Source organism: Pseudonocardia sp. ICBG1142 (assembly GCF_020496255.1).
Lineage (GTDB): Bacteria > Actinomycetota > Actinomycetes > Mycobacteriales > Pseudonocardiaceae > Pseudonocardia.
Genome location: NZ_JAHLJC010000003.1, coordinates 252,115 through 277,322 on the forward strand (window position 1 = coordinate 252,115; position 25,208 = coordinate 277,322).

The 25,208-nt window shown below is 73.9% G+C and carries 18 protein-coding genes; 3 read left to right on the top strand and 15 right to left on the bottom strand.

Translation table 11 applies throughout. From position 1 onward, the window contains the following. Window positions 1–35 precede the first annotated feature (35 nt). Complete coding sequence (locus KPL59_RS01440; RefSeq protein WP_226353009.1) at window positions 36–590, bottom strand: type II toxin-antitoxin system PemK/MazF family toxin; 555 nt, start codon at window positions 588–590, stop codon at window positions 36–38. Window positions 591–670: 80 nt separating this feature from the next. Here KPL59_RS01440 and KPL59_RS01445 point away from each other — a divergent pair, with 80 nt between their 5' ends. After that, window positions 671–1,708 carry a zinc-dependent alcohol dehydrogenase family protein gene (locus tag KPL59_RS01445; protein ID WP_020623919.1) on the top strand — a complete coding sequence of 346 codons (1,038 nt, stop codon included), beginning with the start codon at window positions 671–673 and terminating at the stop codon, window positions 1,706–1,708. Window positions 1,709–1,940: 232 nt separating this feature from the next. On the opposite strand, the gene bioB is transcribed toward KPL59_RS01445, so the two are convergent. The 6 genes from bioB to KPL59_RS01475 all read right to left on the bottom strand — a co-directional run bounded on the left by bioB (window position 1,941) and on the right by KPL59_RS01475 (window position 9,237). Further along, on the bottom strand, window positions 1,941–2,948 hold the full coding sequence (gene bioB / locus KPL59_RS01450) for a biotin synthase BioB (protein ID WP_226353011.1): 1,008 nt from the start codon (window positions 2,946–2,948) through the stop codon (window positions 1,941–1,943). Window positions 2,949–2,950: 2 nt separating this feature from the next. Beyond that, the gene (bioD, locus tag KPL59_RS01455) at window positions 2,951–3,649 is read right to left on the bottom strand and encodes a dethiobiotin synthase (protein WP_308187810.1); all 699 of its coding nucleotides are present in this window, start codon (window positions 3,647–3,649) and stop codon (window positions 2,951–2,953) included. After that, the gene (locus KPL59_RS01460; protein WP_226359662.1) at window positions 3,646–4,827 is read right to left on the bottom strand and encodes an 8-amino-7-oxononanoate synthase; all 1,182 of its coding nucleotides are present in this window, start codon (window positions 4,825–4,827) and stop codon (window positions 3,646–3,648) included. Before KPL59_RS01460 ends, bioD begins: the two co-directional genes overlap by 4 nt. A 72-nt stretch (window positions 4,828–4,899) precedes the next feature. Further along, the gene (locus tag KPL59_RS01465) at window positions 4,900–5,289 is read right to left on the bottom strand and encodes a co-chaperone YbbN (protein ID WP_020623876.1); all 390 of its coding nucleotides are present in this window, start codon (window positions 5,287–5,289) and stop codon (window positions 4,900–4,902) included. A gap of 49 nt (window positions 5,290–5,338) precedes the next feature. Beyond that, window positions 5,339–7,657 (bottom strand): bifunctional SulP family inorganic anion transporter/carbonic anhydrase, encoded by a 2,319-nt coding sequence (locus KPL59_RS01470; protein ID WP_226359663.1) that lies wholly within the window; start codon window positions 7,655–7,657, stop codon window positions 5,339–5,341. A gap of 278 nt (window positions 7,658–7,935) precedes the next feature. Continuing rightward, window positions 7,936–9,237, bottom strand: a complete 1,302-nt coding sequence (locus tag KPL59_RS01475; RefSeq protein WP_255676213.1) for an adenosylmethionine--8-amino-7-oxononanoate transaminase — start codon at window positions 9,235–9,237, stop codon at window positions 7,936–7,938. Window positions 9,238–9,347: 110 nt separating this feature from the next. On the opposite strand from KPL59_RS01475, the gene KPL59_RS01480 reads away from it, so the two are divergent. Continuing rightward, window positions 9,348–10,370, top strand: a complete 1,023-nt coding sequence (locus KPL59_RS01480) for a PaaX family transcriptional regulator C-terminal domain-containing protein (protein WP_226359665.1) — start codon at window positions 9,348–9,350, stop codon at window positions 10,368–10,370. A gap of 112 nt (window positions 10,371–10,482) precedes the next feature. Here KPL59_RS01480 and dnaE read toward each other — a convergent pair whose 3' ends face one another. Continuing rightward, window positions 10,483–14,031, bottom strand: a complete 3,549-nt coding sequence (dnaE, locus tag KPL59_RS01485; protein WP_020623479.1) for a DNA polymerase III subunit alpha — start codon at window positions 14,029–14,031, stop codon at window positions 10,483–10,485. 346 nt (window positions 14,032–14,377) lie between these two features. Here dnaE and KPL59_RS01490 point away from each other — a divergent pair, with 346 nt between their 5' ends. Then, complete coding sequence (locus KPL59_RS01490; RefSeq protein ID WP_226359666.1) at window positions 14,378–15,025, top strand: HAD-IA family hydrolase; 648 nt, start codon at window positions 14,378–14,380, stop codon at window positions 15,023–15,025. Window positions 15,026–15,407: 382 nt separating this feature from the next. Here the strand turns inward: KPL59_RS01490 and KPL59_RS01495 are convergent, their stop codons facing one another. The 7 genes from KPL59_RS01495 to KPL59_RS01525 all read right to left on the bottom strand — a co-directional run bounded on the left by KPL59_RS01495 (window position 15,408) and on the right by KPL59_RS01525 (window position 25,185). Beyond that, window positions 15,408–16,133 (bottom strand): hypothetical protein, encoded by a 726-nt coding sequence (locus KPL59_RS01495; protein WP_226359667.1) that lies wholly within the window; start codon window positions 16,131–16,133, stop codon window positions 15,408–15,410. Between the two features lie 3 nt (window positions 16,134–16,136). Continuing rightward, window positions 16,137–17,048 (bottom strand): RluA family pseudouridine synthase, encoded by a 912-nt coding sequence (locus KPL59_RS01500; RefSeq protein ID WP_226359792.1) that lies wholly within the window; start codon window positions 17,046–17,048, stop codon window positions 16,137–16,139. Between the two features lie 10 nt (window positions 17,049–17,058). Further along, a complete protein-coding gene (gene lspA / locus KPL59_RS01505; RefSeq protein ID WP_226359668.1) occupies window positions 17,059–17,607 on the bottom strand; it encodes a signal peptidase II in 549 nt (182 codons plus the stop codon). 43 nt (window positions 17,608–17,650) lie between these two features. After that, a complete protein-coding gene (locus KPL59_RS01510) occupies window positions 17,651–19,144 on the bottom strand; it encodes a potassium/proton antiporter (RefSeq protein WP_020623590.1) in 1,494 nt (497 codons plus the stop codon). 12 nt (window positions 19,145–19,156) lie between these two features. Further along, on the bottom strand, window positions 19,157–19,966 hold the full coding sequence (locus KPL59_RS01515) for a bifunctional 2-polyprenyl-6-hydroxyphenol methylase/3-demethylubiquinol 3-O-methyltransferase UbiG (RefSeq protein WP_226359669.1): 810 nt from the start codon (window positions 19,964–19,966) through the stop codon (window positions 19,157–19,159). Window positions 19,967–20,119: 153 nt separating this feature from the next. Further along, window positions 20,120–23,305: an isoleucine--tRNA ligase gene (gene ileS / locus KPL59_RS01520; RefSeq protein WP_226359670.1), complete on the bottom strand. Its 3,186-nt coding sequence runs from the start codon at window positions 23,303–23,305 to the stop codon at window positions 20,120–20,122. A 275-nt stretch (window positions 23,306–23,580) separates the two neighbouring features. Then, window positions 23,581–25,185: a hypothetical protein gene (locus tag KPL59_RS01525; protein WP_226359671.1), complete on the bottom strand. Its 1,605-nt coding sequence runs from the start codon at window positions 25,183–25,185 to the stop codon at window positions 23,581–23,583. Between the last annotated feature and the right edge of the window lie 23 nt (window positions 25,186–25,208).

Below are 25,208 nucleotides of genomic sequence, written 5' to 3' on the forward strand. Positions count from 1 at the left end.
GGTGCGGCGCACCCCGGTTTCTCAGCGCAGGTTTCTCAGCGCCAGCCGTAGCGCGAGCGCAGCTCGGTGGCGACCCGGTCGAACCGCGCCCGGTCCAGCACCGCGCCCTCCCGGCGGATCCCGTGCTCCTCCACCTCCAGCACCCGGTCCAGCCGGATGTAGGAGTCGCGCCCCTCGCGGTCCCAGGCGCCGGAGCCGATCCCGACCCAGTCCGGGTCGTGGGCCCGCTTGTCCTGGCTGGACAGCATCAGCCCGAGCAGGTCCCCACCCGACCGCCCGACGACGAGCAGCGGCCGGTCCTTGCCCTGGCTCGCGTCCTCCTCGTAGGGCACCCAGGTCCAGACGATCTCGCCGGGGTCCGCGGCGCCGTCGGGCTCGGGGGCGTAGGCGATCTGCCGGGCACGGTCGCCGGTCGGCGCGGTCCGCACCCGCCCGGCCGTGGGCGGCGGACCGGGCCGGGCCCCGCCGCCCGGCCGCGCACCCCGGGGTGCCGTCCGACCGGGCTTCTGCGCGTCCTTCTGCGAGTCCTTGAGGAACTGCACCGCCACGTCCGCGGCCTTGCGCAGGACCGAGCCCCAGTTGATCGCCATGCCGGCCAGCCTGCCGCATGTGCGGCGCGTCACCGCGACCGGGCGCGCATGAACGGTTCCGCATGTGGGCACCCATCGGTATGAAGGCGACTCTGATCCACGGCAAGCACGACATCCGGATCTCGTCCGACGTACCGGACCCGGTCATCCGTGACGACACCGATGCGATCGTGCGAGTGCTGCGCTCCTGCATCTGCGGCAGCGACCTGTGGCCGTACAACTCGGCGGAGGACTCCACCGAGGGCCACCGCATCGGACACGAGTTCCTCGGTGTGGTCGAGGAGGTCGGGTCCGGCGTCCGGAACCGCACGAAGGGCCAGCTCGTCGTCGCGCCGTTCGTGTGGGCCGACAACACCTGTGACTTCTGTGCCGCGGGCCTGCAGACCTCCTGCCGGCACGGCGGCGGCTGGGGCTCCGACGGCACCGACGGCGGGCAGGGCGAGGCCGTCCGTGTGCCGTTCGCCGACGGCACCCTGGTCCCGATGCCCGGCGAGCCGGACGACGCGCTGCTCGCCTCGATGCTGACCCTGTCCGACGTGTTCCCCACCGGCCACCACGCCGCCGTCTCGGCGCGGGTGCAGCGCGGGGACACCGTGGCCGTCGTCGGCGACGGAGCGGTCGGGCTCTGCGCGGTGCTCGCGGCGAAGCGGCTCGGTGCCGAGCGGATCATCCTGCTCGGCCGGCACACCGCCCGGACCGACCTGGGCCGCGAGTTCGGCGCCACCGACGTCGTCCCCGAGCGCGGCGACGAGGCGATCGAGAAGGTCCGTGAGCTCACCGGCGGCGACGGCGTCGACGCCGCGCTGGAGTGCGTCGGCTACGTCGAGGCCGTCCGCACCGCCGTCGAGGTCACCAAGGACGGCAAGCTCGTCGGCCGGGTCGGCGTCTCGCAGTACTCCGACATCCCGCTGGGCGTCGGCTCGTTCATGCGCAACGTCGGCGTGCACGGCGGCGTCGCCCCGGCGCGGGCCTACATCGAGGAGCTGCTGCCCGACGTGCTGGACGGCACGGTCCGGCCGGGCAAGGTCTTCGACCGCACGGTCGGCCTCGACGAGGTCCCCGACGGCTACCGCGCCATGAACGACCGCGAGGCCCTCAAGGTCCTGATCAAGCCCTGACCGGGACCGGGACCGCTACCGGCTGGACCGCTCGCCGTGCCTGCTGCACCGGGCGGTCCAGCCCACCGGGTCGACCTGGACCACCATCCGCCGGGCGCAGTCCGGGCAGAAGCGCGGCGGCTCCAGCTCACGTCGCGCGGCGCACCGATCGTGGCCCGCCGTCGCGTCGGGGTTCCCGCACTGGTCGCAGTACGGGCCCCCTCCTCCCGGGTGGAGACCTGCACCGGCGCCGTCACAACGTCTCGTTGAGGGCCTTGATCGGCATCTCCAGCTCGCCGAGCAGGTCGATGTCGGACTCGGCCGGACGTCCCAGCGTGGTCAGGTAGTTACCGACGATCACCGCGTTGATCCCGCCGAGCAGGCCCTTGCGGGCGCCCAGGTCGCCGAGGGTGATCTCACGGCCACCGGCGAAGCGCAGGATCGTGCGCGGCAGCGCCAGGCGGAACGCGGCGACGGTGCGCAGCGCGTCCGGTCCGGACATCGGCTCCAGGTCCCCGAACGGGGTGCCCGGGCGCGGGTTGAGGAAGTTCAGCGGCACCTCGTCGGGCTCCAGCTCGGCGAGCTGCCCGGCGAACTCGGCGCGCTGGTCCAGGCTCTCCCCCATCCCGACGATCCCGCCGCAGCACACCTCCATGCCGGCCGCACGGACCATGCGCAGGGTGTCCCAGCGCTCCTCCCAGGTGTGGGTGGTGACCACGTTGGGGAAGTGGCTGCGGGCGGTCTCCAGGTTGTGGTTGTAGCGGTGCACGCCCATCGCGGCGAGCTCGTCGACCTGCTCGGCCGTGAGCATCCCCAGCGAGCAGGCGATGTTGATGTCGATCTCGTCCCGGATCGCCGCGATGCCGGCGGCGACCTGGGACATGAGCCGCTTGTCGGGCCCGCGGACGGCCGCGACGATGCAGAACTCGGTGGCCCCGGTCTTCGCGGTCTGCTTGGCGGCCTCGACGAGCATCGGGATGTCCAGCCAGGCCGAGCGCACCGGCGAGGCGAACAGGCCCGAATGCGAGCAGAAGTGGCAGTCCTCGGGGCACCCGCCGGTCTTGAGCGAGATGATCCCCTCGACCTCGACGTCGGGCCCGCACCAGCGCATCCGCACCTCGTGGGCCAGCTCCAGCAGGTCGTCGAGACGGTCGTCGGGAAGGTCGAGCACCTCGCGCACCTGGCTGACGGTGAGGCCGCGGCCCTGGTCGAGGACCTGGTCGCGCGCGACGGTGAGAACGTCGGTCCTGGCGGTCGTCATGATCAGGCATCCTGCCAGCGGCCGACCGGGCGCGGTCCGAATGTGCGGCACGCAACGTCGCGGAACCACTCGGGAGCGGCACCGCCGAGCCCGGCCGGGAGCGCTCCGAGCAACGGCACCCCGCTGGTCGCGGGCAGGTCGTCGAGGTTGCACCGGGCGGCGAGGTCGGGCGTGTCCGGCCAGGACCCGACGACGACCCCGGCGCAGACCAGGTCACGCGCCCGCAGTGCCTCGACGGTCAGCGCGGTGTGGTTGAGCGTGCCGAGCCCGGCCGCGGCGACGACGACCACCGGCGCGTCGAGCAGGCGGGCGACGTCGGCGACGGTGCCGCCGTCGTCGTCGAGGTGCACGAGCAGCCCGCCCGCGCCCTCGACAAGCACCAGGTCGTGGGTGCGGGCCAGCTCGCGGGCGGCATCGGCGGCCGCGGCGGGGGTGACCGGGGCGAGCCCGGCCCGCCGTGCGGCGGTCCCGGGTGCGAGCGGCTCGGGATAGCGGGCGAGCTCCGCGGTGTGCGCCTGCGGCACCAGCCGCGCGACGACGGCGGCGTCCCCCGGCTCGTCCGGTCCGACCCCGGTCTGGGCGGGCTTGAGCACCGCCACCCGCTCCCCCGCCGCGACCGCGACCGCGGCCAGCGCGGCGGTGGCGACGGTCTTGCCGACCTCGGTGCCGGTCCCGGTGACGACCAGGTGGCGGCCGGTCATGCCGGGACCTCCGTCCGCGACGCGGCCAGCACCTCGGTGAGCACCCCGGCCGCGAACGACAGCTCGGCGTCGGTGAGTCCGGCGCGGGCGGTCAGGCGCAACCGGGAGGTGCCCGGCGGGACCGACGGCGGGCGGAAGCACCCCACCCGCAGCCCGCGGCGCAGACAGGCCGCGGCGGCCTCGACGGCGGGGCCGGGCTCGCCCAGCACGACCGGGACGACCGCGGACACCGGCACCGGGGCGTCGCAGGCCCCGGCCAGCACCCCGGCGACGTGCAGCACCTCGGCCGGCCGGCCGGGCTCGGCGGCGAGCACCCGCAGCGCGGCGAGCGCCGCGCCGGCCGCGGCCGGGGCGAGGCCGGTGTCGAAGATGAAGCTGCGCGCGGAGTCCACCAGGTGGGCGGTGACCGCGGCCGGGCCGAGGACCGCGCCGCCCTGGCTGCCGAGTGCCTTGGACAGCCTGACGGTGGCGACGACGTCGTCGGCCCCGGCGAGCCCGGTCTCGGCGAGCAGCCCGCGCCCGCCGGGACCGCGCACGCCGAGGCCGTGCGCCTCGTCGGCGAGCAGCACCGCGCCGCGGGCCCGGCAGACCCGGTGCAGCGCCGTGAGCGGGGCGAGGTCGCCGTCGGCGGACCCGACGGAGTCGGTGACGACGAGTGCGCGGGTCTCGGTGCGGGCCGCCAGCGCGGCGTCGACCGCGTCGATGTCGCCGTGCGGCACGACGACCACCCGGGCCCGGGAGAGCCGGCACGCGTCGACCAGCGAGGCGTGTGCCGCGGCGTCGGAGACGATCAGGGAGCCGGGCCCGGTGAGGGCGGTGACGACGCCGAGGTTGGCGGTGTACCCCGAGGAGAACACCAGCGCGTCGGCGAACCCGCAGAACGCGGCGAGCTCGGTCTCCAGCTCGGCGTGCAGCGCGGTCGAGCCGGTGACCAGGCGCGATCCGGTGGCGCCCGCGCCCCAGGTGCGCAGGGCGGCCGCGGCCCCGGCGAGGACCCGCGGATCGGTGGACAGCCCGAGGTAGTCGTTGCCGGCGAGGTCGAGCCACGGCCCGCTCGCGGGGTCGGCCGGTCGCGGGGACAGCCTGCGGCGCAGACCGGCCTCGGTACGGGCGCGGGCGTGCTGGTCGAGCCAGGCCAGCGGGCCGGATCCTGGCGTCGTCGGGAGGTGGCCGGTCACGTCCACACCCTAGGCAGAGCGGAGCCCCGCCCACCGGTAGGTGTGCGGGGCTCCGGGGTCGGGCGTCGCCGGTCAGGCCTGCGGCGCCTCGCCCTGCTGCTTCTCCTGCTCGGCGACGGCGGCACGGACCTCGTCCATGTCGACCGCCTTCACCTGGCCGATGAGGTCCTCGAGGGCCTCGGCGGGCAGCGCGCCCGGCTCGGAGTAGAGCACCACACCGTCGCGGACGGCCATCACGGTCGGGATCGAGGAGATCCCGAACGCGCCGGCCAGCGCCTGCTGGGCCTCGGTGTCGACCTTGCCGAAGGTCACGTCCTGGTGCTTCTCGGAGGCGGCGTCGTACACGGGGGCGAACTGGGTGCACGGCCCGCACCAGGACGCCCAGAAGTCGATGAGCACGGTCGTCCCGGGCGCGCCCACGACGTCGTCGAAGTTGTCGGTGGTCAGTTCCACGGTGGCCATACGGTCCTCAACGACGTTGTGGGTGCGGATTGTTCCCGGGTCCGCGGTCTCAGACCTTCAGCAGCCGGCGGGCGGCGGCGGTGGCCCCGTGCCCGTGTCCGGCGGCGATCCGGTCGAGGTCCGAGCCGTCGGTCCCGATGTCGGTGCGGGGCTCGACGAACCGGCCCGCCGCCTCGTCGAGGACGAGCACACGGGCGCTGCGGATGTCGTAGAACAGGCCCAGCACCTCGGCGCCGGAGTCCTGCGCCCGCAGCATCTCCAGCTGCATCGCGACGTTCACCATCGCCAGCTGGTCGGCCTCGCCGAAGCCGTCCTCCGCGGCGGCGACGGCGACCGGGTGGCCGGTCTCGTAGGCCCGCAGCACCGGCCGTGCCTCGCGCAGCCACTGGCCGAGCGCGGAGTCCCCGCTCGCGCCGCCGGCGAGCAGCCCCTGCATCGCGCCGCAGCCGGAGTGGCCGCAGACCGCGACGATCGGGACGTCGAGGGTGCCGGTGGCGAACTCGACAGCGGCCGCGGTGCCGGGACCGACGACGAGGTTGCCGACGTTCTGCACGGTGAACACGTCACCCGGGCCGCTGTGGGTGATGACGTGCGGCAGCACCCGGGAGTCCGCGCAGGTGATCATCATCGCGGACGGGGACTGCCCGTCGGCGAGCCCGGTCATGGTCGGGCGGATCGCCTCGGAGGTGTTGTCGTGGTAGGCGGCGACGCCGGCCATCAGCGTCCCCGACGCGTGCCCCTCGGTCTGCATGCCCTGCCACTCGCCCCAGGTCAGGAACCCGGCGCCGGGCGCGGTGGCGCGACGGGCCTGCTCGGGCTCGATCACGGTCACGGTGGCGCCGGTGCCCTCGTGCCGGGCCTTCCAGGCGAGCAGGTGGTCGTAGGCGGCGTGGTCGAGGTAGTCGGTGACCAGCCGGACGGTGACGTCGCAGCCGCGCGGGACGGCGTTCAGCTCGCGGGACAGCCGCGGCACGGCCAGGAAGCTCAGCGAGCCCTCGACGACGAGCTCGCAGCTGCCGTCGTCGGCCTGCTCCAGGTGCGGGCGGGACCGGACGGCACGCCAGAGCAGCATCAGCCCGGCCAGGACCAGCCCGATCAGGACGCCCTCGAGCAGGTTCAGGAACACGACGCCGAGTAGGGTGGCGGCGTAGATGGCCAGCTCGCCGTGCTGGCGTGCGGTGCGGATCTCGGACGGCTTGATCAGCCCGACACCCATCATGACCAGCAGACCGGCCAGTGCGGCCATCGGGATGAGCTCGATGACGCCGATCAGCACGATCGCGAACAGCGCGATCCAGACACCGTGCAGCACCGCCGACGCGCGGGTCTCGGCACCGGCCTTGACGTTCGCGGCGGACCGGACGATCACACCGGTGATGGGCAGGCCGCCGATCATGCCGGACACGGTGTTGGCCGCACCCTGGCCGAGCAGCTCCCGGTCGGTGTCGGTGCTCGTGCCGGGCTTCATACGCTCCACCGCGACGGCGGACAGCAGCGACTCGACGCTCGCGATCAGCGCGATCGTCAGCATGCCGAACAGCACGCCGCCCCAGTTCGACTCCGGCAGCGTGGGCAGCGACAGCGCGTCCAGGAGCGAGCCCCCCAGCTGCACCCGGACGACGTCGGTGAACGCGAGGGAGACGACGGTGGCCGTGACGATCGCGACCAGCGCGGCCGGGACGACGGTCAGCTTCGCGGGCAGCCGGTTCCAGGTCAGCATGATCGCGATGACGATGCCGCCGAGGAGCAGCGCGGGCCAGGACAGGTTCGCGATCGCGCCGGGCAGCGCGGTGATCGAGTTGACACCGCCGGTCTGCGCCTGGCCACCGAGCACGACGTTCAGCTGGCCGAGGGCGATGGTGGCGCCGATGCCCGCGAGCATGCCGTGCACGACGGCCGGCGGGATGGCCTGGGCGAACCGGGACAGCCGGGTCAGCCCGAACACGATCTGCAGGACACCGGCGCCCGCGGTGATGAGGGTGGTGACCTGCCAGCCGAAGGTGTTGACCAGCTCGGCGACGATCACGGTCAGACCCGCGGCGGGGCCGGAGACCTGGAGCTTCGAGCCGCCGAGCAGACCGGCGACGACGGCACCGACGACGGCGGCGATGAGGCCGGCCAGGATCGGGGCGCCGGAGGCGACGGCGAGGCCCAGCGAGAGGGGCACCGCCACGAGGAACACGACGATCGAGGCGGACAGGTCCGCCCGGGCGTGCGGGAACGTGCGCCCGAACCAGGAGCCGCCGGGCGGCGAGTGCTCGCCACGGCCGGACTCGGCCGGGGCGTGCTCGTGGTCCTGCATGCCGTGCTCGGTGTTGCTGGTGTTGCCAGTGGGGTGGGTCGTGCTGGAGTGACTGTGCGCGGGCACCGGATCCTCCGTATCGGTCCGTGGGGGGTGCCGGACCGCAACGGTGCGGTCGGCTGGGGCGGGTCGTGCGGTGCGCGACCGGCGGAGCGGGTGCGGCCGACCGGACGAATGCGATCGGCCGACACCGTTTCACCCCGACCAGAGAATCGGATCCTGATGAGAGCGCTTCTCATCGTTTCGGACGTCTGCGACGAAACGCCCGGTCAGCGCCGTACATCTCTGTGTAACGTGATGTGGAACACGGAAAGATCCACCGGATCGGTGGTCCGATCAGGCGCTCAGCGCTGGTCGCGGTGCCCGTCGCCGTGGGGATCCCGCTGCCCCGCAAGCGCTGCGGCCCGCATCCCGGCGGTGATCAGCGCGATGTCGTCGCGGGTGCTGACGAACGGCGGCATCGCGTAGACGAGGTTCCGGAAGGGCCGCAGCCAGACCCCGGTGAGCACCGCGGCGGCGGTCGCGGCCGCGACGTCGACCTCCTCGTCCAGCTCGACGACGCCGATCGCGCCCAGGACCCGGACCTCCCGCACCCCCGGCAGCGACCGGACGGGGGCCAGCCCGGCGCGCAGTCCGGCGGCGATGTCGGTCACCTCGCGCCGCCAGTCCCGTTCGAGCAGCAGCGACACCGAGGCGTGGGCGACGGCGGCGGCGAGCGGGTTGCCCATGAACGTCGGTCCGTGCATGAGCACGCCGGCCTCGCCGTCGGTGATGCCGCGGGCGACCCGGGTGGTGCACAGGGTCGCCGCCATCGTCAGGTAGCCGCCGGTGAGCGCCTTACCGACGCACATGACGTCCGGGGCGACGGACGCGTGGTCGGCGGCGAACAGCTCACCGGTGCGGCCGAAGCCGGTGGCGATCTCGTCGAACACGAGCAGCACCTCGTGGGCGTGGCACAGCTCGCGCAGCACGTGCAGGTAGCGGGGGTCGTGGAAGCGCATCCCCCCGGCACCCTGCACCACCGGCTCGACGACGACCGCGGCCAGCTCGTCGGCGTGGGTCTCGACGAGCTCGGCGAGGTGGGCGAGGTGGGCGACGTAGTCGTGGGAGAAGTCCTCCGGCGGGGCGTCGGCGAACACCTGCTGCGGGAGCACGTCGGACCAGAGCGAGTGCATGCCGCCGTCGGGGTCGCAGACGCTCATCGCGCCGAAGGTGTCGCCGTGGTAGCCGCGCCGCCAGGTCATCAGCCGGTGTTTGCCGGGGCGGCCGCGGGACCGCCAGTACTGCAGGCACATCTTGATGGCGACCTCGACCGACACCGAGCCGGAATCGGCGAGGAACACGTGTTCCAGCCCCTCCGGGCCGACGTCCACGAGCAGCCGGGCCAGGTCGACCGCCGGGCCGTGGGTCAGGCCGCCGAACATCACGTGGCTCATCCGGCCGAGCTGGTCGCGCACCGCCGCGTCGAGCCGCGGGTGGCGGTAGCCGTGGATCGCCGACCACCACGACGACATCCCGTCGACGAGCTCACGGCCGTCGGGCAGCGTCAGCCGCACTCCCTGCGCCGACTCCACGACGATCGGCGCCCGGGTGGCCGGCATCGGCGCGTAGGGGTGCCAGACGTGGTCCCGGTCGGTGGCGAGCAGCGCCGCCGTGTCGGGCGCGGATCCGGGGAGGGTCGGGTCCGGGACACGCCCGGGGCCTGCGGTGGTCACGGACGGCCACGCTAGTGCCGACCCTCTACGCTGGCCCGACCATGGCCACGCCCGACTCCGTGTACGAGCCGGAGGGGCCCGACGGGTCGGCCCTGCGCCGGCGCGAGCTCGGGCAGACCTCCGCCCGATCGTTGCTGCTCACCGTGCTGGGCGAGTTCGTCCTCCCGGCCGGCGAGCCGGTCTGGACCCGGGCCCTGCTCGACGTGCTGGGCGCGCTCGGGGTGGAGGCCAAGTCGGCCCGTCAGGCACTGGCCCGCACCGCGGGCGAGGGTCTGCTCACCTCCGACCGCGACGGCCGCCGGGTCCGCTGGTCGCTCACCCCCGCCGGGTCGGAGCTGCTGTCCGACGGCGCCGCCCGCATCTACGGATTCGGCCGCCCGACGACCGGCTGGGACGGTCGGTGGCTGGTGCTGCTCGCCTCGGTCCCGGAGTCGCGGCGACGCCTGCGGCACCGGCTGCGCACCCGGCTCGCCTGGGCCGGGCTGGGCTCCCCCGCCCCCGGGGTGTGGGTCAGCCCCGACCCCGGCAAGGAGGCCCGGGTCGCGGCGGTGCTCGACGAACTCGACCTCACCGGGTCCGGGTACTCGTTCGTCGGGCACTACGGCGGCATCGGCCGCGCCGACGACATCGTCGCCCAGGCCTGGGACCTCGACGTCGTGGAGCGGGCCTACTCCGAGTTCCTCGACGAGTTCGGCCCGCACCTCGGGCCCGGCGCATCCGGCCGCTCCGAGCCCGGGCCCGCTGCAGCCGGCCGCTCCACAACCGGCCACGCCGCATCCGGTCCCGCTCGCGCCGGCGCAGCCGCGTCCGGTCACACCACCGCGTCCACCGCCGGCGCCGACGCCGGCGGTGGCGGTGGCGTCGGCGGCGGCGGCGTCCTCGCCCGCCAGGTCCGCCTGGTCCACGCCTGGCGTCGCTTCCCGTTCCTCGACCCCGAGCTGCCCGCCGAGCTGCTGCCCGAGCACTGGGCCGGGTCCCGTGCCACGGAGCTGTTCACCACCCTGCACGAGCGCTGGGACGCCCCCGCCCGCGCCGCCTGGGCCGACCTGGCCCGCCGGGCCTGAGCCCCGCCCCACCGGACCGGGCCGGCGGCCGGTCGGTGCCGCATCCACACCCCGTCCCCGGTACCCACACCCGTTGCAACGGGTGTGGGTACCGGCTGAGAGGTGTGGCTGGTCAGCCGCCGAGGCAGCCGGGGCCGAGCAGGGCCTTCAGGTCCCCCATCAGGGCCGAGGTGTGCGTGACCTTGAGCGAGTCGTCCAGCCGCAGGGCGGTCATCTTGCTGCCGTAGACCAGGGTCAGGTGCACCTCGGAGGTGCCGGGGTGGTGGGTCAGCACCTCCTTGAGCTTCGCGACGCGCTCGGGGGTGCACTGGTCGGTGCGCAGGCTGACCTTGATCGGCAGTCCGGCCTCACCGGTGGCGAGCTCGGGCACCGCGAGGTCGTTCGCGATCAGCGACACGCGGTCGTCGCGCTTGTTGACCCGTGCCTTGACCAGCACGATCGCGTCCTCGGCGACGTCAACGCCGACCACCTGGTAGGCCCGCGGGAAGAACAGCACCTCGATGCCACCGGCGAGGTCCTCGATCTGCGCCGAGGCCCAGGGCTCGCCGTTCTTGTTCACCCGGCGGTTGACGTTGGCGAGGATGCCGCCGACGGTGACCTGCGCGCCCTCGGCGACCGAGCCCTCGACGATGTCGGCGATCGAGGTGTCGGACTTCGCGGCGAGCGCCTGCTCGAGACCCTGCAGCGGGTGCCCGGACACGTAGAGGCCGAGCATCTCCCGCTCGACGGCGAGCTTGTGCTTGGAGTCCCACTCCTCGTCGGGCACCTTCACGTCGAAGATGCCACCGAGGCCGCCGTCGTCGCCCTCGCCGGGGCCGTCCAGGGACCCGAACAGGTCGAACTGGCCCATCGAGGCGGCCTTCTTGGTGCTCATCACCGCGTCGATGGCGTCGGCGTGCACGAGCAGCAGGCCCTTGCGGGAGTGCCCGAGCGAGTCGAAGGCTCCCGCCTTGATCAGCGACTCGACGACCTTCTTGTTGCAGACGACCGCGTCGACCTTGCGCAGGAAGTCGGAGAAGTCGACGAAGTTCCCCTTCTCCCGTCGTGCGGCGACGATCGCGTCGACGACGTTGTGCCCGACGTTGCGGATGCCGCCGAGGCCGAAGCGGATGTCGTCGCCGACCGGGGCGAAGTTGCGCACCGAGTCGTTGACGTCGGGCGGGAGGACCGTGATGCCCATCCGGCGGCACTCGGCCAGGTAGACGGCGGCCTTGTCCTTGTCGTCGCGCACCGAGGTGAGCACACCGGCCATGTACTCGGCCGGGTAGTTCGCCTTGAGGTAGGCCGTCCAGTAGGACACCACGCCGTAGGCGGCGGAGTGGGCGCGGTTGAAGGCGTAGTCGGAGAACGGGAGCAGGATGTCCCAGAGCGTCTTGATCGCGGCGTCGGAGTAGCCGTTGTCCTTCATGCCCTGGGCGAAGCCGGCGTACTCCTTGTCCAGGATCTCCTTCTTCTTCTTGCCCATCGCGCGGCGGAGCAGGTCCGCCTGGCCGAGCGTGTAGCCCGCCAGCACCTGCGCGATGGACATGACCTGTTCCTGGTAGACGATCAGACCGAAGGTCTCGCCCAGCACGTCCTTGAGCGGCTCGGCCAGCTCCGGGTGGATGGGCGTGATCTCCTGCCGGCCGTTCTTGCGGTCGGCGTAGTCGTTGTGCGCGTTCGCACCCATCGGGCCCGGGCGGTACAGCGCGCCGACCGCGGAGATGTGCTCGAACTCGCTGGGCGCCATGCGGCGCAGCAGGTCCCGCATCGGGCCGCCGTCGAGCTGGAACACGCCCAGGGTGTCCCCGCGGGAGAGCAGTTCGTAGGTCTTGCGGTCGTCCAGCTCGACCTTGTCCAGGTCGACGGCGGGCTTGCCGTTGAGCTCGATGTTCTCCAGGGCGTCGTCGAGGATGGTGAGGTTGCGCAGCCCCAGGAAGTCCATCTTCAGCAGACCGATGGTCTCGCAGACACCCATGTCGAACTGGGTGATGATCGCGCCGTCGGACTCGCGGCGCTGGATCGGGATGACGTCGATCAGCGGCGTCGAGGACATGATCACGCCCGCGGCGTGCACACCCCACTGCCGCTTCAGCCCCTCCAGGCCCCGCGCGGTGTCGATGATCTCCTTGACCTGCGGGTCCGCCTCGTAGAGGGCGCGGACCTCGGTCGCCTCGGAGTAGCGCTTGTGCGACGGGTCGAAGATGCCCGACAGCGGGATGTCCTTGCCCATCACCGCGGGCGGCATCGCCTTGGAGATCCGGTCCGCGACGGAGTAGCCGGGCTGGCCGTAGAGCACCCGCGCCGAGTCCTTGATCGCGGCCTTCGCCTTGATCGTGGAGTAGGTGATGATCTGCGCGATCCGGTCCTCGCCGTACTTCTCGGTGACGTAGCGGATCATCTCGCCGCGGCGGCGCTCGTCGAAGTCCATGTCGATGTCGGGCATCGACACACGGTCCGGGTTGAGGAACCGCTCGAAGATCAGCTTGTGCCGGATCGGGTCGAGGTCGGTGATGCCGAGGACGTAGGCGACCAGCGAGCCCGCCGCCGAGCCACGGCCGGGGCCGCAGCGGATGCCGACCGACTTGGCGTGCTGGATGAGGTCCGCGGTCACCAGGAAGTAGCCGGGGTAGCCCATCTTGATGATGACGCCGACCTCGTAGTTGGCCTGCCGCCGGTACTTCTCGGTGACGCCGTCGGGGAACCGCATGTGCAGCCCCCGCTCGACCTCCTTGATCAGCCAGGACTCCTCGGTCTCACCCTCGGGGACGGGCGCCTTGGGCTGGAGGTCCTGCCCGGTGGTGAAGTCGATGTTGCAGCGCTCGGCGACGAGCAGCGTGTTGTCACAGGCCTCGGGGTGGATCGGGTCCCAGAGGGCGCGCATCTCGGCGGCGGACTTGAGGTAGAAGTCCTGCGCGTCGAACTTGAACCGGTTCGGGTCAGCGAGGGTCTTGCCGGTCTGGACGCACAGGAGCACCTCGTGCGCCTTGGTGTCGTCCGGGTAGGTGTAGTGCAGGTCGTTCGTCGCGAGGCCGGGCAGGTCGAGCTTGTCCTTGAGCCGGAACAGGTCCTCCTGGACCCGCTTCTCGATCTCGATGCCGTGGTCCATCAGCTCCAGGAAGAAGTTGTCCTTCCCGAAGATGTCGCGGTAGTCGCTCGCGGCCTGGCAGGCGCCGTCGAAGTCGTGCTGCTGGAGCAGGCGGGCGACCTCGCCGGACGGGCAGCCGGTCGTCGCGATCAGGCCCTTGCCGTACTTCTCGAGCAGCTCGCGGTCCATACGCGGCTTGTAGTAGTACCCCTCGAGGCTGGCCAGCGAGGAGAGCCGGAAGAGGTTGTGCATCCCCTCCGTGTTCTCCGCGAGCAGCGTCATGTGGGTGTACATGAGGTCGGGGTTGTTCTCGCTGCCGTTGCCCAGCGCGGTGCGCTTGCGCTCGTGGCGCGACCCGGGCGCGAGGTAGCCCTCCATGCCGATGATCGGCTTGACGTCGTGGGCCTTCGCCTTGCGCCAGAACTCGAAGGCGCCGTACACGTTGCCGTGGTCGGTCATCGCGATGGCCGGCATCTCGTGCTTGGCGGCCTCGGAGAACAGGTCGTCGAGCCGCGCGGCCCCGTCGAGCATCGAGAACTCGGTGTGCGTGTGCAGATGGACGAAGGAGCGATTCCCGGATCCGGCACTGCCCATGTGTGTCCCGCGCTCCTCTCCCGCGCCGCTGGGACGGCGCGGACCTGACGATGGTGCGCACGCCCGTCGGGGCGGACGTGCCCGACACCGGGCCGGCGGCACGGCCGGGCAGGGACGACGGCGCCGGGTGCGCGGGCCTGGCGGGGCCCGCTCGCCGGAGCCGGTGGACCCTGCGGGTCCGGACCGACCGGATCGGTGAGGGCCTCAGCGTAACGGTGGGGCCCGACGGTTCCCGCGACGGCGGGCGGGCACGATCGGGCCCCGCGTGTCGCTCCAGCTCACCCCCCGTCCACCCCGGACGACGGCGTGTCGCGGACCCCCGGCGGCGGGTTAGGGTCGGGCCACGATGCCCGCCACCCCCGAGCCGCCGCAGACGCCGACGACACTGCAGCCGATGCCGAGGACGGTCGTGTTCGACCTCGGTGAGGTGCTCGTCCCCTCCGCGGGGCTCGAACGCCGCCTGGCCGCGGTGCTCGGGGTGTCCGAGCCGGCGCTGCGCGAGGCGTACTGGCGCCACCGCGCCCGGCACGACCTGGGCGAGCCGCCGGACCGCTACTGGACCGCCGTCTGCACCGACCTGGGCCTGGCGCCCGAGCGGACCCGGCTCGACGCCGCCGAACGGGTCGACGTGACCTTCTGGTCGACGCTGCCGCCGTCGTCGTCGCTGCTGATCGCCGACCTCGCCCGGGCCCGGGTGCGCCTGGCGGTGCTGTCGAACGCCCCGCGCGGGCTCGCGGCCGCGGTGCGTGCGGCGGCCTGGAGCAGCCCGTTCGACCGGCTGCTGTTCTCCGCCGACGTCGGGGCCGCGAAGCCGTCGCAGGACATCTACCGACGCGCCGACGTCGAGTTCGGTACCGCCCCGGAGCAGGTGGTGTTCTTCGACGACCGGGTCGACAACGTCCGCGCCGCCGTCGCGCACGGCTGGGACGCCCATCACTGGGAGGGCGCCGCCCGGGCCGTCCGGGTGCTGCGCGAGCGCGGCGTGCTCGGCTGACCGGGCCGCCTGCCCGTGCTCCGCGGGGGGCGGCCGCCTGCACTCGCACGCCCGGCCAGCGGCACCCCCGGGAGCCGGCGCCATGATCACCGCTGGTGAGGTGATCGGTGCCGGATCCGGCACCGATCGGCTCGGTCGTCGCGATCATGACCGGCAGCGGCCGGGCCGCGGGGCGGACGAGCCGGGCCCGGGCAGATCGCGGGCGGGACCGCGGCTCAGGGCCCGGGCGCCGCATGATCACCACCGATGCAGCGATCGGTGCCGGATCCGGCACCGATCGGCTCGGCCGTGGCGATCATGACCGGGCAGCCGGTGGCCGCGGCGGCGCCGGGCCACCGTCGTCACCGGCGGCTCGCGGCGGTGGGTGGACCGGGAGGACTGCTCAGGGGACGGGGCCGTCGTCGGGGGGTGGGCTCGCACTGGTGGTCTGCTCGGGCAGCAGCGGCGACAGCGCCAGCTCCGGTGCGGTGGTCCCGGGCGGTGCGGCCTGCACGGCGCGCACCCCCTGGCGCGCGGCGAGCGCCTCGAGCCCGGCCCGGTCCGCGGTCACGACCAGCGCGACCACGCAGGCGCAGCCCGGGTCGCCGAGGGCGCGGCCCTCGGCGGCGGCCACCGCGGCCCGCCGGGCGAGCGCGGCGCGGGCCTCCGGGGTGCCCGCTCCCCCGCCGTCGTGGGCGGCCCGGTCGGCGTCGGCACCGGCGGCGTACGCGGCCCGCTCGCGGGCGACGCCGAGCGCGCCGGCGGCGTCCCCGGTGCCGGTGACCGGCTCGAACCGCAGCGCGGTCTGCACCCGGTCGATCGGCACCCGGAACACCGCGGTCCCGACCGGGCCGACCCCGGCGGGCACGGCGGCCGCGGCGTCGACCGTCAGCGGCCGGGCGAACTGGACGAGCGCGGGCACCGCGGGGCCGGGCGGAGGCAGGGTCGCGGGCAGCCCGGCGAGGTAGCCGGCGACGTCCTGGCCGGGGTCGGGGCCCAGCCGCACCGACCCGGTCGCCGCCGGGGGCCCGGCCGACGGCCCGGACCCGGCCGCCCAGACGGCACCGAGGAACACCACCGCCATCGCCGCGGCGATCCACCCCAGCGCCCGGGTGCTCAGACCGGTCACGGGTCAGTCCCGCAGGACGTCCAGCGCCGCGTCGAGGTCGGCCGGGTAGGGGCTGGTGAACTCGACGTACCGGCCGTCGGCGGGGTGGGCGAACCCGAGTGTGCGGGCGTGCAGCCACTGCCGGGACAGCCCGACCCGCTTGGCCAGCGTCGGGTCGGCGCCGTAGGTGATGTCGCCGACGCAGGGGTGGCGCAGCGCGGAGAAGTGCACCCGGATCTGGTGGGTGCGGCCGGTCTCCAGGTGCACGTCGAGCAGGCTGGCCGAGCGGAACGCCTCGATGGTGTCGTAGTGGGTGACGCTGGGCTTGCCGCTCTGCATCACCGCGAACCGGTAGTCGTGGCGCGGGTGCCGGTCGATCGGGGCGTCGATCGTGCCCGACGACGGGTCCGGGTGCCCCTGCACGACGGCGTGGTAGCGCTTGTCGACGGTGCGTTCCTTGAAGGCCCGCTTGAGCTCGGTGTAGGCGTGCTCGGAGGTGGCGACGACCATCACCCCGGTGGTGCCGACGTCGAGCCGGTGCACGATGCCCTGCCGCTCGGCGGCGCCGGAGGTGGACAGCCGGAACCCGAGCGCGGCGAGCCCGCCGGTCACGGTCGGCCCGGTCCAGCCCGGGGAGGGGTGCGCGGCGACCCCGACCGGCTTGTCGACGACGACGATGTCGTCGTCGGAGTGCAGCACCGTCAGTCCCGCGACGACCTCGGCCGGGCCCTCGATGACCGCGGGCGCGGGCGCGTCGGGCAGCTCGACCTCCAGCCAGGACCCGCCCGGCAGCCGGTCGGACTTGCCGGCCTCACGACCGTCGACCGAGATCCGGCCCGACTCGGCCAGGGTGGCGACGACGGTCCGCGACAGCCCCAGCAGCCGGGACAGCCCGGCGTCGATCCGCATGCCGTCCAGCCCGTCGGGCACCGGCATGCTCCGTACCTCACCCACGGTCGCGACTCCCGTCGATCTCGATGCCCCGCACGGCCATCAGCACCAGCAGGATCCCGCCGCACACGATGCCGGTGTCGGCGAGGTTGAACACGGGGAAGATGCTCCCGTCCGGGGAGAAGAAGGCCAGCATGTCCACGACGTGCCCGCGCATCGGTCCGGGTGCGCGGAAGAATCGGTCGACCAGGTTGCCGAGCGCGCCGCCGAGGACCAGGCCGAGACCGATGGCCCAGCCGGTCGAGGCGAGCCGCCGCGCGATCCGGATGATCACGCCGACGACGACCACGGCGACGATCGTCAGCACCCAGGTGTAGCCGGTGGCCATGGACCAGGCGGCGCCCGGGTTGCGCAGCAGCGTGAGGTAGAAGAACCCGTCGACCACGGTGACCGGCCGCTCCCCCTCCAGCGCGGCGACGGCGGCGATCTTGGTGACGAGGTCGAGCGCCAGCCACACCGCGGCGATGCCCGCCAGCAGCGCCACACCGCGCCGTCGTACGGCGGGGTCGATCGGCACGGTGGGGGGTGGGGGGTCGGCACTCACACCCGTGATTATGCGGGTCGCCCCCACACCGCCGACCGGCCGGTCAACCGGCCCGCCCGCCCGGCCGGCCCCCGCCCTCGTGCCAGCGGACCAGCTTGCCGCCGCGGTCGACGTCGCGGATCCGCTTCTCGGTGTCCTCCCGGTTGTCCCGGGTGCTGACGACGAGGAACTGGTCGCCCTCGCGCAGCCGGGTGTCGGTGCCCGGGGAGAACGCCTCGGCGTCGCGCACGACCAGGCTGACCGTGGCTCCGCGGGGCAGCCGCAGCTCGCGCAGGTAGACGCCGTGCAGCCGGGACCCGGGAGGGACCTTGACCTGCAGGAGCTCGGCGTCGACCTCGTCGAGCGGGGCGGCGTCGACCTCGACGCCGCGGGTGTCGGTGCGCGAGACCACCCCGAGCAGGCGCGCCACCCAGGGCAGAGTGGTGCCCTGGACCAGGGTGAGCAGCACGACCAGCACGAACACGACGTCGACCAGCCGTTGGTTCTGCCCGCCGCCCTCGGTGACCGCGATGAGGGCGAGCACGATCGGCACGGCACCGCGCAGCCCCGCCCAGGACAGGAACGCCTGCTCGCGCCAGGGCACCCGGAACGGCAGGGCGGCGGCGGCCACCGACAGCGGCCGCGCGGCGAGCAGGACGACGGCGGCGCAGATCAGCGCGGGCACCACGGCGGCGGGCAGCCGCGCGGGCACCGCGTACAGGCCGAGCAGCACGAACAGCCCGATCTGGGCGATCCAGCCGGTGCCCTCGGCGAAGGAGACGACGCCGCCGCGGTGCGGGAGCCGGGAGTTTCCCAGCACCAGCGCGGCGCAGTAGGTGGCGAGCAGGCCGGAGGCGTGCACCCCCTGCCCGGCGGCGAAGGCGAGCAGGCAGGACGCGATCGCCGCCAGCGGGTACAGGCCGGTCGAGGGCAGCGCGGCGCGGCGCAGTGCCCAGGCCGCGCCCAGCCCGAGCAGCACACCGATGACGGCGCCGGCGACGAGCTCGTAGACGATCAGCAGCGGCGTCGTCCAGCTGATGGCCTCGGTCCCGGCCAGGACGACGACGGCGATCACCACCGGCGCGTCGTTCATGCCGGACTCGAGCTCCAGGGTCCCGGCCAGGCGTTGCGGGACGGCGACGCCGCGCAACACGGAGAACACCGCGGCGGCGTCGGTGGAGGACAGCACCGCGCCCCACAGCAGCGCGGTGCGCCACTCCAGGTCGAGCAGCAGGTGCAGCAGCCCGCCCGTGACCGCGATCGACACCAGCACCGACAGCGTCGACAGCAGCAGCCCGAGCCCGAGCGCGGGCCGCACCGCCGACCAGCGGGTGGTGAGCCCGCCCTCGGTGAGGATCAGCACGAGCGCGGTGAGGCCGAGGGACTCGGTGAGGCCGGTGTCGTCGAACCGAATGCCGAGCACGGACTCGCCGAGCAGCACCCCGATGCCCAGGTAGAGCAGCAGCGACGGCAGGCCGAGCCGCACCGACACCCGCACCGCGAGCACGCCGAGCAGCAGCACCCCCGCGGAGATGCCGAGCAGCAGTTCCAGGCTCACCGGGGCCCCTGCTCAGGGCGACCAGGTCAGCGTGACGGCGTCGGTGCGTCGCGGCGGGAGGTCCACCAGTGCGGCGGCGACCTCCTCGACACGGTCGGCGGGCAGGCAGAGCCTGCGGGTGACCCAGGCGGCGTCGTGCGGCAGGCGTGCCGTGCGGGTCCAGGTCAGGACCTCCGGGTCGACGCCCTGCTGCTCGCGCAGCACCGCGACGGCGTCGTCATGGGTGGCCGACGGCGGCCGGACCACGTCGTGGAAGCGCTCCCACAGCGGGTCCAGCCAGGCCAGCGGGTGCTCGGTCAGCATCTCGACCACGACACCGCCGATCCCGCCCCGGGTGCGGACGGCACCGATCAGCGCGGCGAGGAACGGGGGCAGGTCGACGACGTTGTGCAGCACGTGGTGGCAGACGACGACGTCGTGCCGCCCGGCGTCCCCGGCCGCCTCCGGCCAGCTGCCGTGCACGGTCGCGTGCGGGAGTCCCCGGGCGCGGGCGGCCTCGGCGAACACCCCGAGCATGTCGGCCTGCCGGTCGACGCCGACCACCCGCGCCACCGGCGACGGCTCCGGCCACGCCGCGCCGAACGCGGCGTCCCCGCCGCCGCAGCCGACGTCGAGCACGCTCGCCCCGGCGCAGGTCCACGCGGCGGCGCGCTCGGCGATCGCCCGTGCGGCCCGGTGCGACGGCGTGTCGGCAGGTCGGGCGGGCGGGGTGAAGTCGGCGGGGTCGTGGGTCCACGGGTCAGCGGGGGCCCGGCGGAGGACGTGGTCGGGGATCCCGCGGGCGGTCTGGCGTTCTCGCCACCGTTCCGCCGCGTCACCCATGGGGGTGAGGATAGGGCCCGGTGGGGCCCGCACCCCGGACCGGTGGTTCCGGAGATCCCGGCGACGCCCGGGTCGCCCGGGATCCCGGCGCCGACCACCGCGTCCGTCCCGCGGGGACGCCCCGCAGGTGAGCGGTGGTCGGCGCCGGGCCGGTCAGGCGCGGGCGACCGCGGCCGACAGCGTGACCGACGCGCCGTCGGGACCGACGACCTGCCCGCTCGACGCGCCGTCCCCGGTGGGGCCGTAGGCGACCGAGGTCGCCAGCACCTCACCGGCGACGAACGCCTCGTGGGTCCGGACGGCGTCGAGCACCGCGTCGGGCCCGTCGAGGGTCAGCGCGATCCGGTCGGACACGTCGAGGCCGGCGTCGCGGCGGGCCTGCTGCACGACGCGCACGACGTCGCGCGCGGTGCCCTCCGCCGCCAGCTCCGGCGTCACCGTGGTGTCGAGGACGACGAGCCCCGCGTTCCCGGGCAGGGCCTGGGTGCGCTCCGGGTCGGCGGCGACGAGCTTCTCGGTGAACTCGCCCGGCTGCAGCGTGATGCCGGCGGCGACGACGGTGTCGCCCTCCTGGGTCCACTCCCCCGCCTTGACCGCGCGGATGCAGGTCTGGACGTCCTTGCCCAGGCGCGGGCCGGCGACACGGGCGTTGACGGCGACCTCGAACCGGCCGTGGGTGGCGACGTCGTCGGTCAGCTCGACCGAGCGGACGTTGACCTCGTCGGCGAGCAGCCCGGTGAAGTCCTCCAGCGCCTTGGCGTCGGTCGCCGCGACGGTGAGCGCGGGCAGCGGCTGGCGCACCCGGACCTTCGCGGACTTGCGCAGCGACAGCGCCGCGCTCGCGACCTGCCGGATCCGGTCCATCCCGGCGACGAGGTCGGCGTCGTGCGGCAGCCCGGCACCGTCCTGGCGGTGCGAGACCGACGGGTCGGACCCCCCGGGCCAGTCGGTCAGGTGCACCGACCGCCCCCCGGTGAGCCCACGCCAGATCGCCTCGGCGGTCAGCGGCAGCAACGGCGCCGCGACCCGGCAGGTCACCTCCAGCACGGTGTGCAGGGTGTCGACGGCGTCGCGGCGCACGGCATCGTCGGAGGACCAGAACCGCTCACGGGACCGGCGGACGTACCAGTTGGTGAGGGTCTCGGCGTGGTCGCGGATCCGGTCGCAGGCCCCGGCGATGTCGTAGGCGTCCATGGCCGCGGTGACGCCGTCGACGAGGTCGGCGGTCTTGGCCAGCACGTACCGGTCGAGCACGTGGGGTGAGTCGGTGCGGAACGTGCCGCGCTCGTCGCCGGCGTAGAGCGACAGGAAGTACCAGGTGTTCCACAGCGGCAGGATCGCCTGACGGACGCCCTCGCGGATCCCCTGCTCGGTGACGACGAGGTTGCCGCCGCGCAGGACCGGGCTCGACATGAGGAACCACCGCATGGCGTCGCTGCCGTCGCGGTCGAACACCTCGTTGACGTCGGGGTAGTTCTTGCGCGACTTGGACATCTTCGCACCGTCGTCGCCCAGGACGATGCCGTGCGCGACGCAGTTGCGGAACGCGGGCCGGTCGAACAGGGCGGTGGCCAGCACGTGCAGCGTGTAGAACCAGCCACGGGTCTGGCCGTTGTACTCGACGATGAAGTCGCCCGGGTAGTGGTCCTCGAACCAGTCGCGGTTCTCGAACGGGTAGTGGACCTGCGCGAACGGCATCGAGCCGGACTCGAACCAGCAGTCGAGGACCTCCGGCACCCGGCGCATGGTCGAGTTGCCGGTGGGGTCGTCGGGGTTGGGCCGGGTCAGCTGGTCGACGTACGGCCGGTGCAGGTCGGTCGGGCGCACGCCGAAGTCGCGCTCGATCTCCTCCAGCGAACCGTAGACGTCGGTGCGCGGGTAGCGCGGGTCGTCGGACTGCCACACCGGGATCGGGCTGCCCCAGTAGCGGTTGCGGGAGATGCCCCAGTCGCGGGCACCCTCCAGCCACTTGCCGAACTGCCCGTCGCGCACGTGCGCCGGGGTCCAGTCGATCTGCTGGTTGAGCTCGACCATGCGGTCCCGGAACTGCGTGACGCGCACGAACCAGGAGTCGACGGCGCGCTGGATGAGCGCGTTGCCGCAGCGCCAGCAGTGCGGGTAGGGGTGGTCGTAGGTCTCGTGGCGCAGCAGGACGCCCTGGGCGTGTGCGTTGCCGTCCTTGAGGTCGCGGATGACCTGCGGGTTCGCGTCGAAGACCTGCATGCCGGCGTAGGGGGGGACCTCGGTGGTGAACTCGCCGCGGGAGTCGACCGGGTTGACGACCTCGATGCCGGCCGCGTCGGTGACCTCCTTGTCCTCCTCACCGAAGGCGGGGGCGATGTGGACCAGCCCGGTGCCGTCGTCGGTGGTGACGTAGTCCGCGGCCAGCACCCGGTGGGCGTTCTCGCGGCCGGTGAAGAAGTCGAACGGCGGGGTGTAGCTCGCGCCGAGCAGGTCGGAGCCCTTCACCCGCGCCAGGACCGGCGGGTCCTCCCCCAGCTCGCGGGCGTACGCGGCGACCCGGGCCTCCGCGAGCAGCCAGCGCTCGGAGTTCGCCTCCACCACCACGTAGTCGACGTCGGGGTGCACGGCCATCGCGAGGTTGGACGGCAGGGTCCACGGGGTGGTCGTCCAGACCAGGGCGAGGACGCCGTCGGTCTCCGGACGGCCCGGCGTCGACAGACGCAGCCCGACGGTGACGGCCGGATCCTGCCGGTCGGTGTAGACGTCGTCCATCTTGGTCTCGGTGGCGCTCAGCGGCGTCTCGCAACGCCAGCAGTACCAGAGCACCCGGAAGCCGGAGTAGACCAGGCCCTTGTCCCACAACGACTTGAAGGCCCACATGACGGACTCCATGTAGTCCAGGTCGAGGGTCTTGTAGTCGTTGTCGAAGTCGACCCAGCGGGCCTGGCGGGTCACGTAGTCGCGCCACTCGCCGGTGTAGCGCAGCACGGAGGTGCGGCACGCCTCGTTGAACGCGGCGACGCCCATCTCGTCGATCTCGGACTTGTGCTTGATGCCGAGCTGGTTCTCGGTCTCGACCTCGGCGGGAAGACCGTGGGTGTCCCACCCGAAACGGCGCTCGACCCGGTGGCCGCGCAGGGTGCGGTACCGCGGGACGACGTCCTTGACGTAGCCGGTCAGCAGGTGGCCGTAGTGGGGCAGGCCGTTGGCGAAGGGCGGGCCGTCGTAGAAGACGTACTCGTCCGCGCCGTTCTCGCCGGCGGGCCGCTGGTCGACCGAGGCGCGGAACGTCTCGTCGGTGTCCCACGACGCGAGCACGTCCTGCTCGAGCGTCGGGAACGACGGGTGCGCCGGGACGTCGGGATAGCCGCTCACGTGTGTCGCTCCTCGTGCGTGCTCTCGCTTCGCACGGGGACGACGACGGCTCTGGCGAGCCGGGCCGCGGTACCACCCCGTTTGCCCGTGCACGGGTGCACGAGCCTCTCGTTCGACGGCGATGACGGGCCGCACCCGTCCGGTTCTACTCCGGCCGGTGGATCACGTGGCCGTTTCTTCCGGAGGCTCCCCGGTGATGGCCGGATCGGTGCCTGTGGAACCAGGGTAGCGCGGATGCGCACCCCGTTATTCCGCGGGGCGCGCCCCGCCGCTGGTCAGCGGGCCTGGGCGGGGTGCCGCTCGCCGAGGGTCCGGTTCGGCGCGCACCAGCCGCACGGGGTGAACCCGAGCTCGACGGCCTCGCTGACGGGCAGCGGGATCACCGGGCGCCCGGTGAGGGCCCGGCAGGTCTGCACGTGGTAGCGGGGGTGCTCGTCGATCACGAGCACCTCGTCGGGCAGGCGCGCGGCGAGTGCGGCGAGGGTGGGCTCGTGCGGCTCCTCCGGGGAGTCGCCGTCCGCGCCGGCGGCCCCGTCGGTCCCGGCCGCGTCGGCCGGACCGCCGCCGGTGTCCGTGCCGGCCCCGGCGGGCGCGCCCGCGGGAGCCCCGCCGCGGGGGTCGTCGACCGGCGCGCCGGATCCCGCGGCCGCGGCGCCCGCGGGCACGGCGGAATCGGGAAGGCCCGCACCGGACGGGGTGTTCGCACCGGCCGGTCCGCCGGAGGCACGATCGGTGCCCCCGCCCGGGCCACCGGGTGCGCCCGCGGCGCGGGCCGCCGTGGTGGCGTCGGCCGCTGCGGGGGTGCGGGTCGCGGTGGTCGCGTCCGCCGCTCCCGTGGCCGCCGCTGTCGGGGCACGGTCCGCCGTGGTCGGGTCCGCCGCTCCGGGAGCACCGTTCGCGGTGGCCGCTCCCGGCACAGCGTTCGCGGTCGTCGCGTCCGCCGCTCCCGGGGCACGGGTCGCGGTGGTCGCGTCGGACGGGCCGTCCGTGGCGCCCGGGCGGTCGGGGCCGGCCGCGGCCGGGGCGCCCGGGCCGTTGTTGCTCGGACCGGTGCCACTCGGGCCGGTACCCGAGCCGAAACCCGGGTCGTCGGCGCCCTCGCGGGCACCGGAGCGTGCCGTCGGGTCCGCACCCGACGTGGTGTCGCGTCCGGCGGCGGTGCCGGCGGCGACCGCGCCTGCGACTGCCGCCGTCACGGCCGACGTCGTGCCGGCGCCGCCGGATCCGGTCGGACGCGAGTCGGTCGCCCGCGCTGCCTCGGCGGGCGGTTCCGCGGTGCCGGGATCGGCGGGGCCGGACCGCGCCGGGTCGCCGCCACGACCCGCACCGTCCTCCCCGTCCGGTCCCGCCGACGCGTCCGCGCCCGCCGGGGCAGCCGCGTGCGAGCCCACCCCGCTCGGGTCGACCGCGTCCTCGGCCCCCGAATCGGTCACCGTGCGTGACGAAAGTCCACCCGAACGAGATGCGCCGGACGGTCCCTCCGCAGAGCCGGACGGACGGATCGCCGGCATCTGGATGGTCTCGTCGGTCGCGTTGTGGGCCGCCTCGGGCGTACCCGAGGCCGCGCCACCGTCCGGCCGGACGACCGGCAGGACCTGTGTCGCGGGCTCCATGTCGGCGCCGTGGCCCGCTTCCGTCGAGGCCCGGTCGGCCTGGTCCGGCACCGCGGGGGCACCGGTGCCACGACCGGAGGCATCGGCCTCCGCCCGGTCACCGGCCTTCACCGCGGCACGGGTCTGCCACCAGTCGTAGGCGAGCACCAGGCCCGCGATCAGACTGATGACCACCGATGTCCACGCCAGTGCCACCACGTGCAGGAACCATCCTGCGAGCAGCAGCACCAGCGCGATGACCACGAGGATCAGGACCAGCACCAGCATCGGCGAACTCCGTCGGTCGGCAG

Excerpts from the sequence above, each read along its gene's own strand:
- KPL59_RS01500 (WP_226359792.1), bottom strand. The coding sequence starts at position 17,048 with ATGCCGGTGCCCGACGGGCTGGACGGCATGCGGATCGACGCCGGGCTG.
- KPL59_RS01525 (WP_226359671.1), bottom strand. The coding sequence starts at position 25,185 with ATGCTGGTGCTGGTCCTGATCCTCGTGGTCATCGCGCTGGTGCTGCTG.
- KPL59_RS01515 (WP_226359669.1), bottom strand. The coding sequence starts at position 19,966 with ATGGGTGACGCGGCGGAACGGTGGCGAGAACGCCAGACCGCCCGCGGG.
- KPL59_RS01490 (WP_226359666.1), top strand. The coding sequence starts at position 14,378 with ATGCCCGCCACCCCCGAGCCGCCGCAGACGCCGACGACACTGCAGCCG.
- bioD (WP_308187810.1), bottom strand. The coding sequence starts at position 3,649 with ATGACCGGCCGCCACCTGGTCGTCACCGGGACCGGCACCGAGGTCGGC.
- KPL59_RS01480 (WP_226359665.1), top strand. The coding sequence starts at position 9,348 with ATGGCCACGCCCGACTCCGTGTACGAGCCGGAGGGGCCCGACGGGTCG.
- bioB (WP_226353011.1), bottom strand. The coding sequence starts at position 2,948 with ATGACGACCGCCAGGACCGACGTTCTCACCGTCGCGCGCGACCAGGTC.
- KPL59_RS01445 (WP_020623919.1), top strand. The coding sequence starts at position 671 with ATGAAGGCGACTCTGATCCACGGCAAGCACGACATCCGGATCTCGTCC.
- KPL59_RS01440 (WP_226353009.1), bottom strand. The coding sequence starts at position 590 with ATGGCGATCAACTGGGGCTCGGTCCTGCGCAAGGCCGCGGACGTGGCG.
- dnaE (WP_020623479.1), bottom strand. The coding sequence starts at position 14,031 with ATGGGCAGTGCCGGATCCGGGAATCGCTCCTTCGTCCATCTGCACACG.
- KPL59_RS01465 (WP_020623876.1), bottom strand. The coding sequence starts at position 5,289 with ATGGCCACCGTGGAACTGACCACCGACAACTTCGACGACGTCGTGGGC.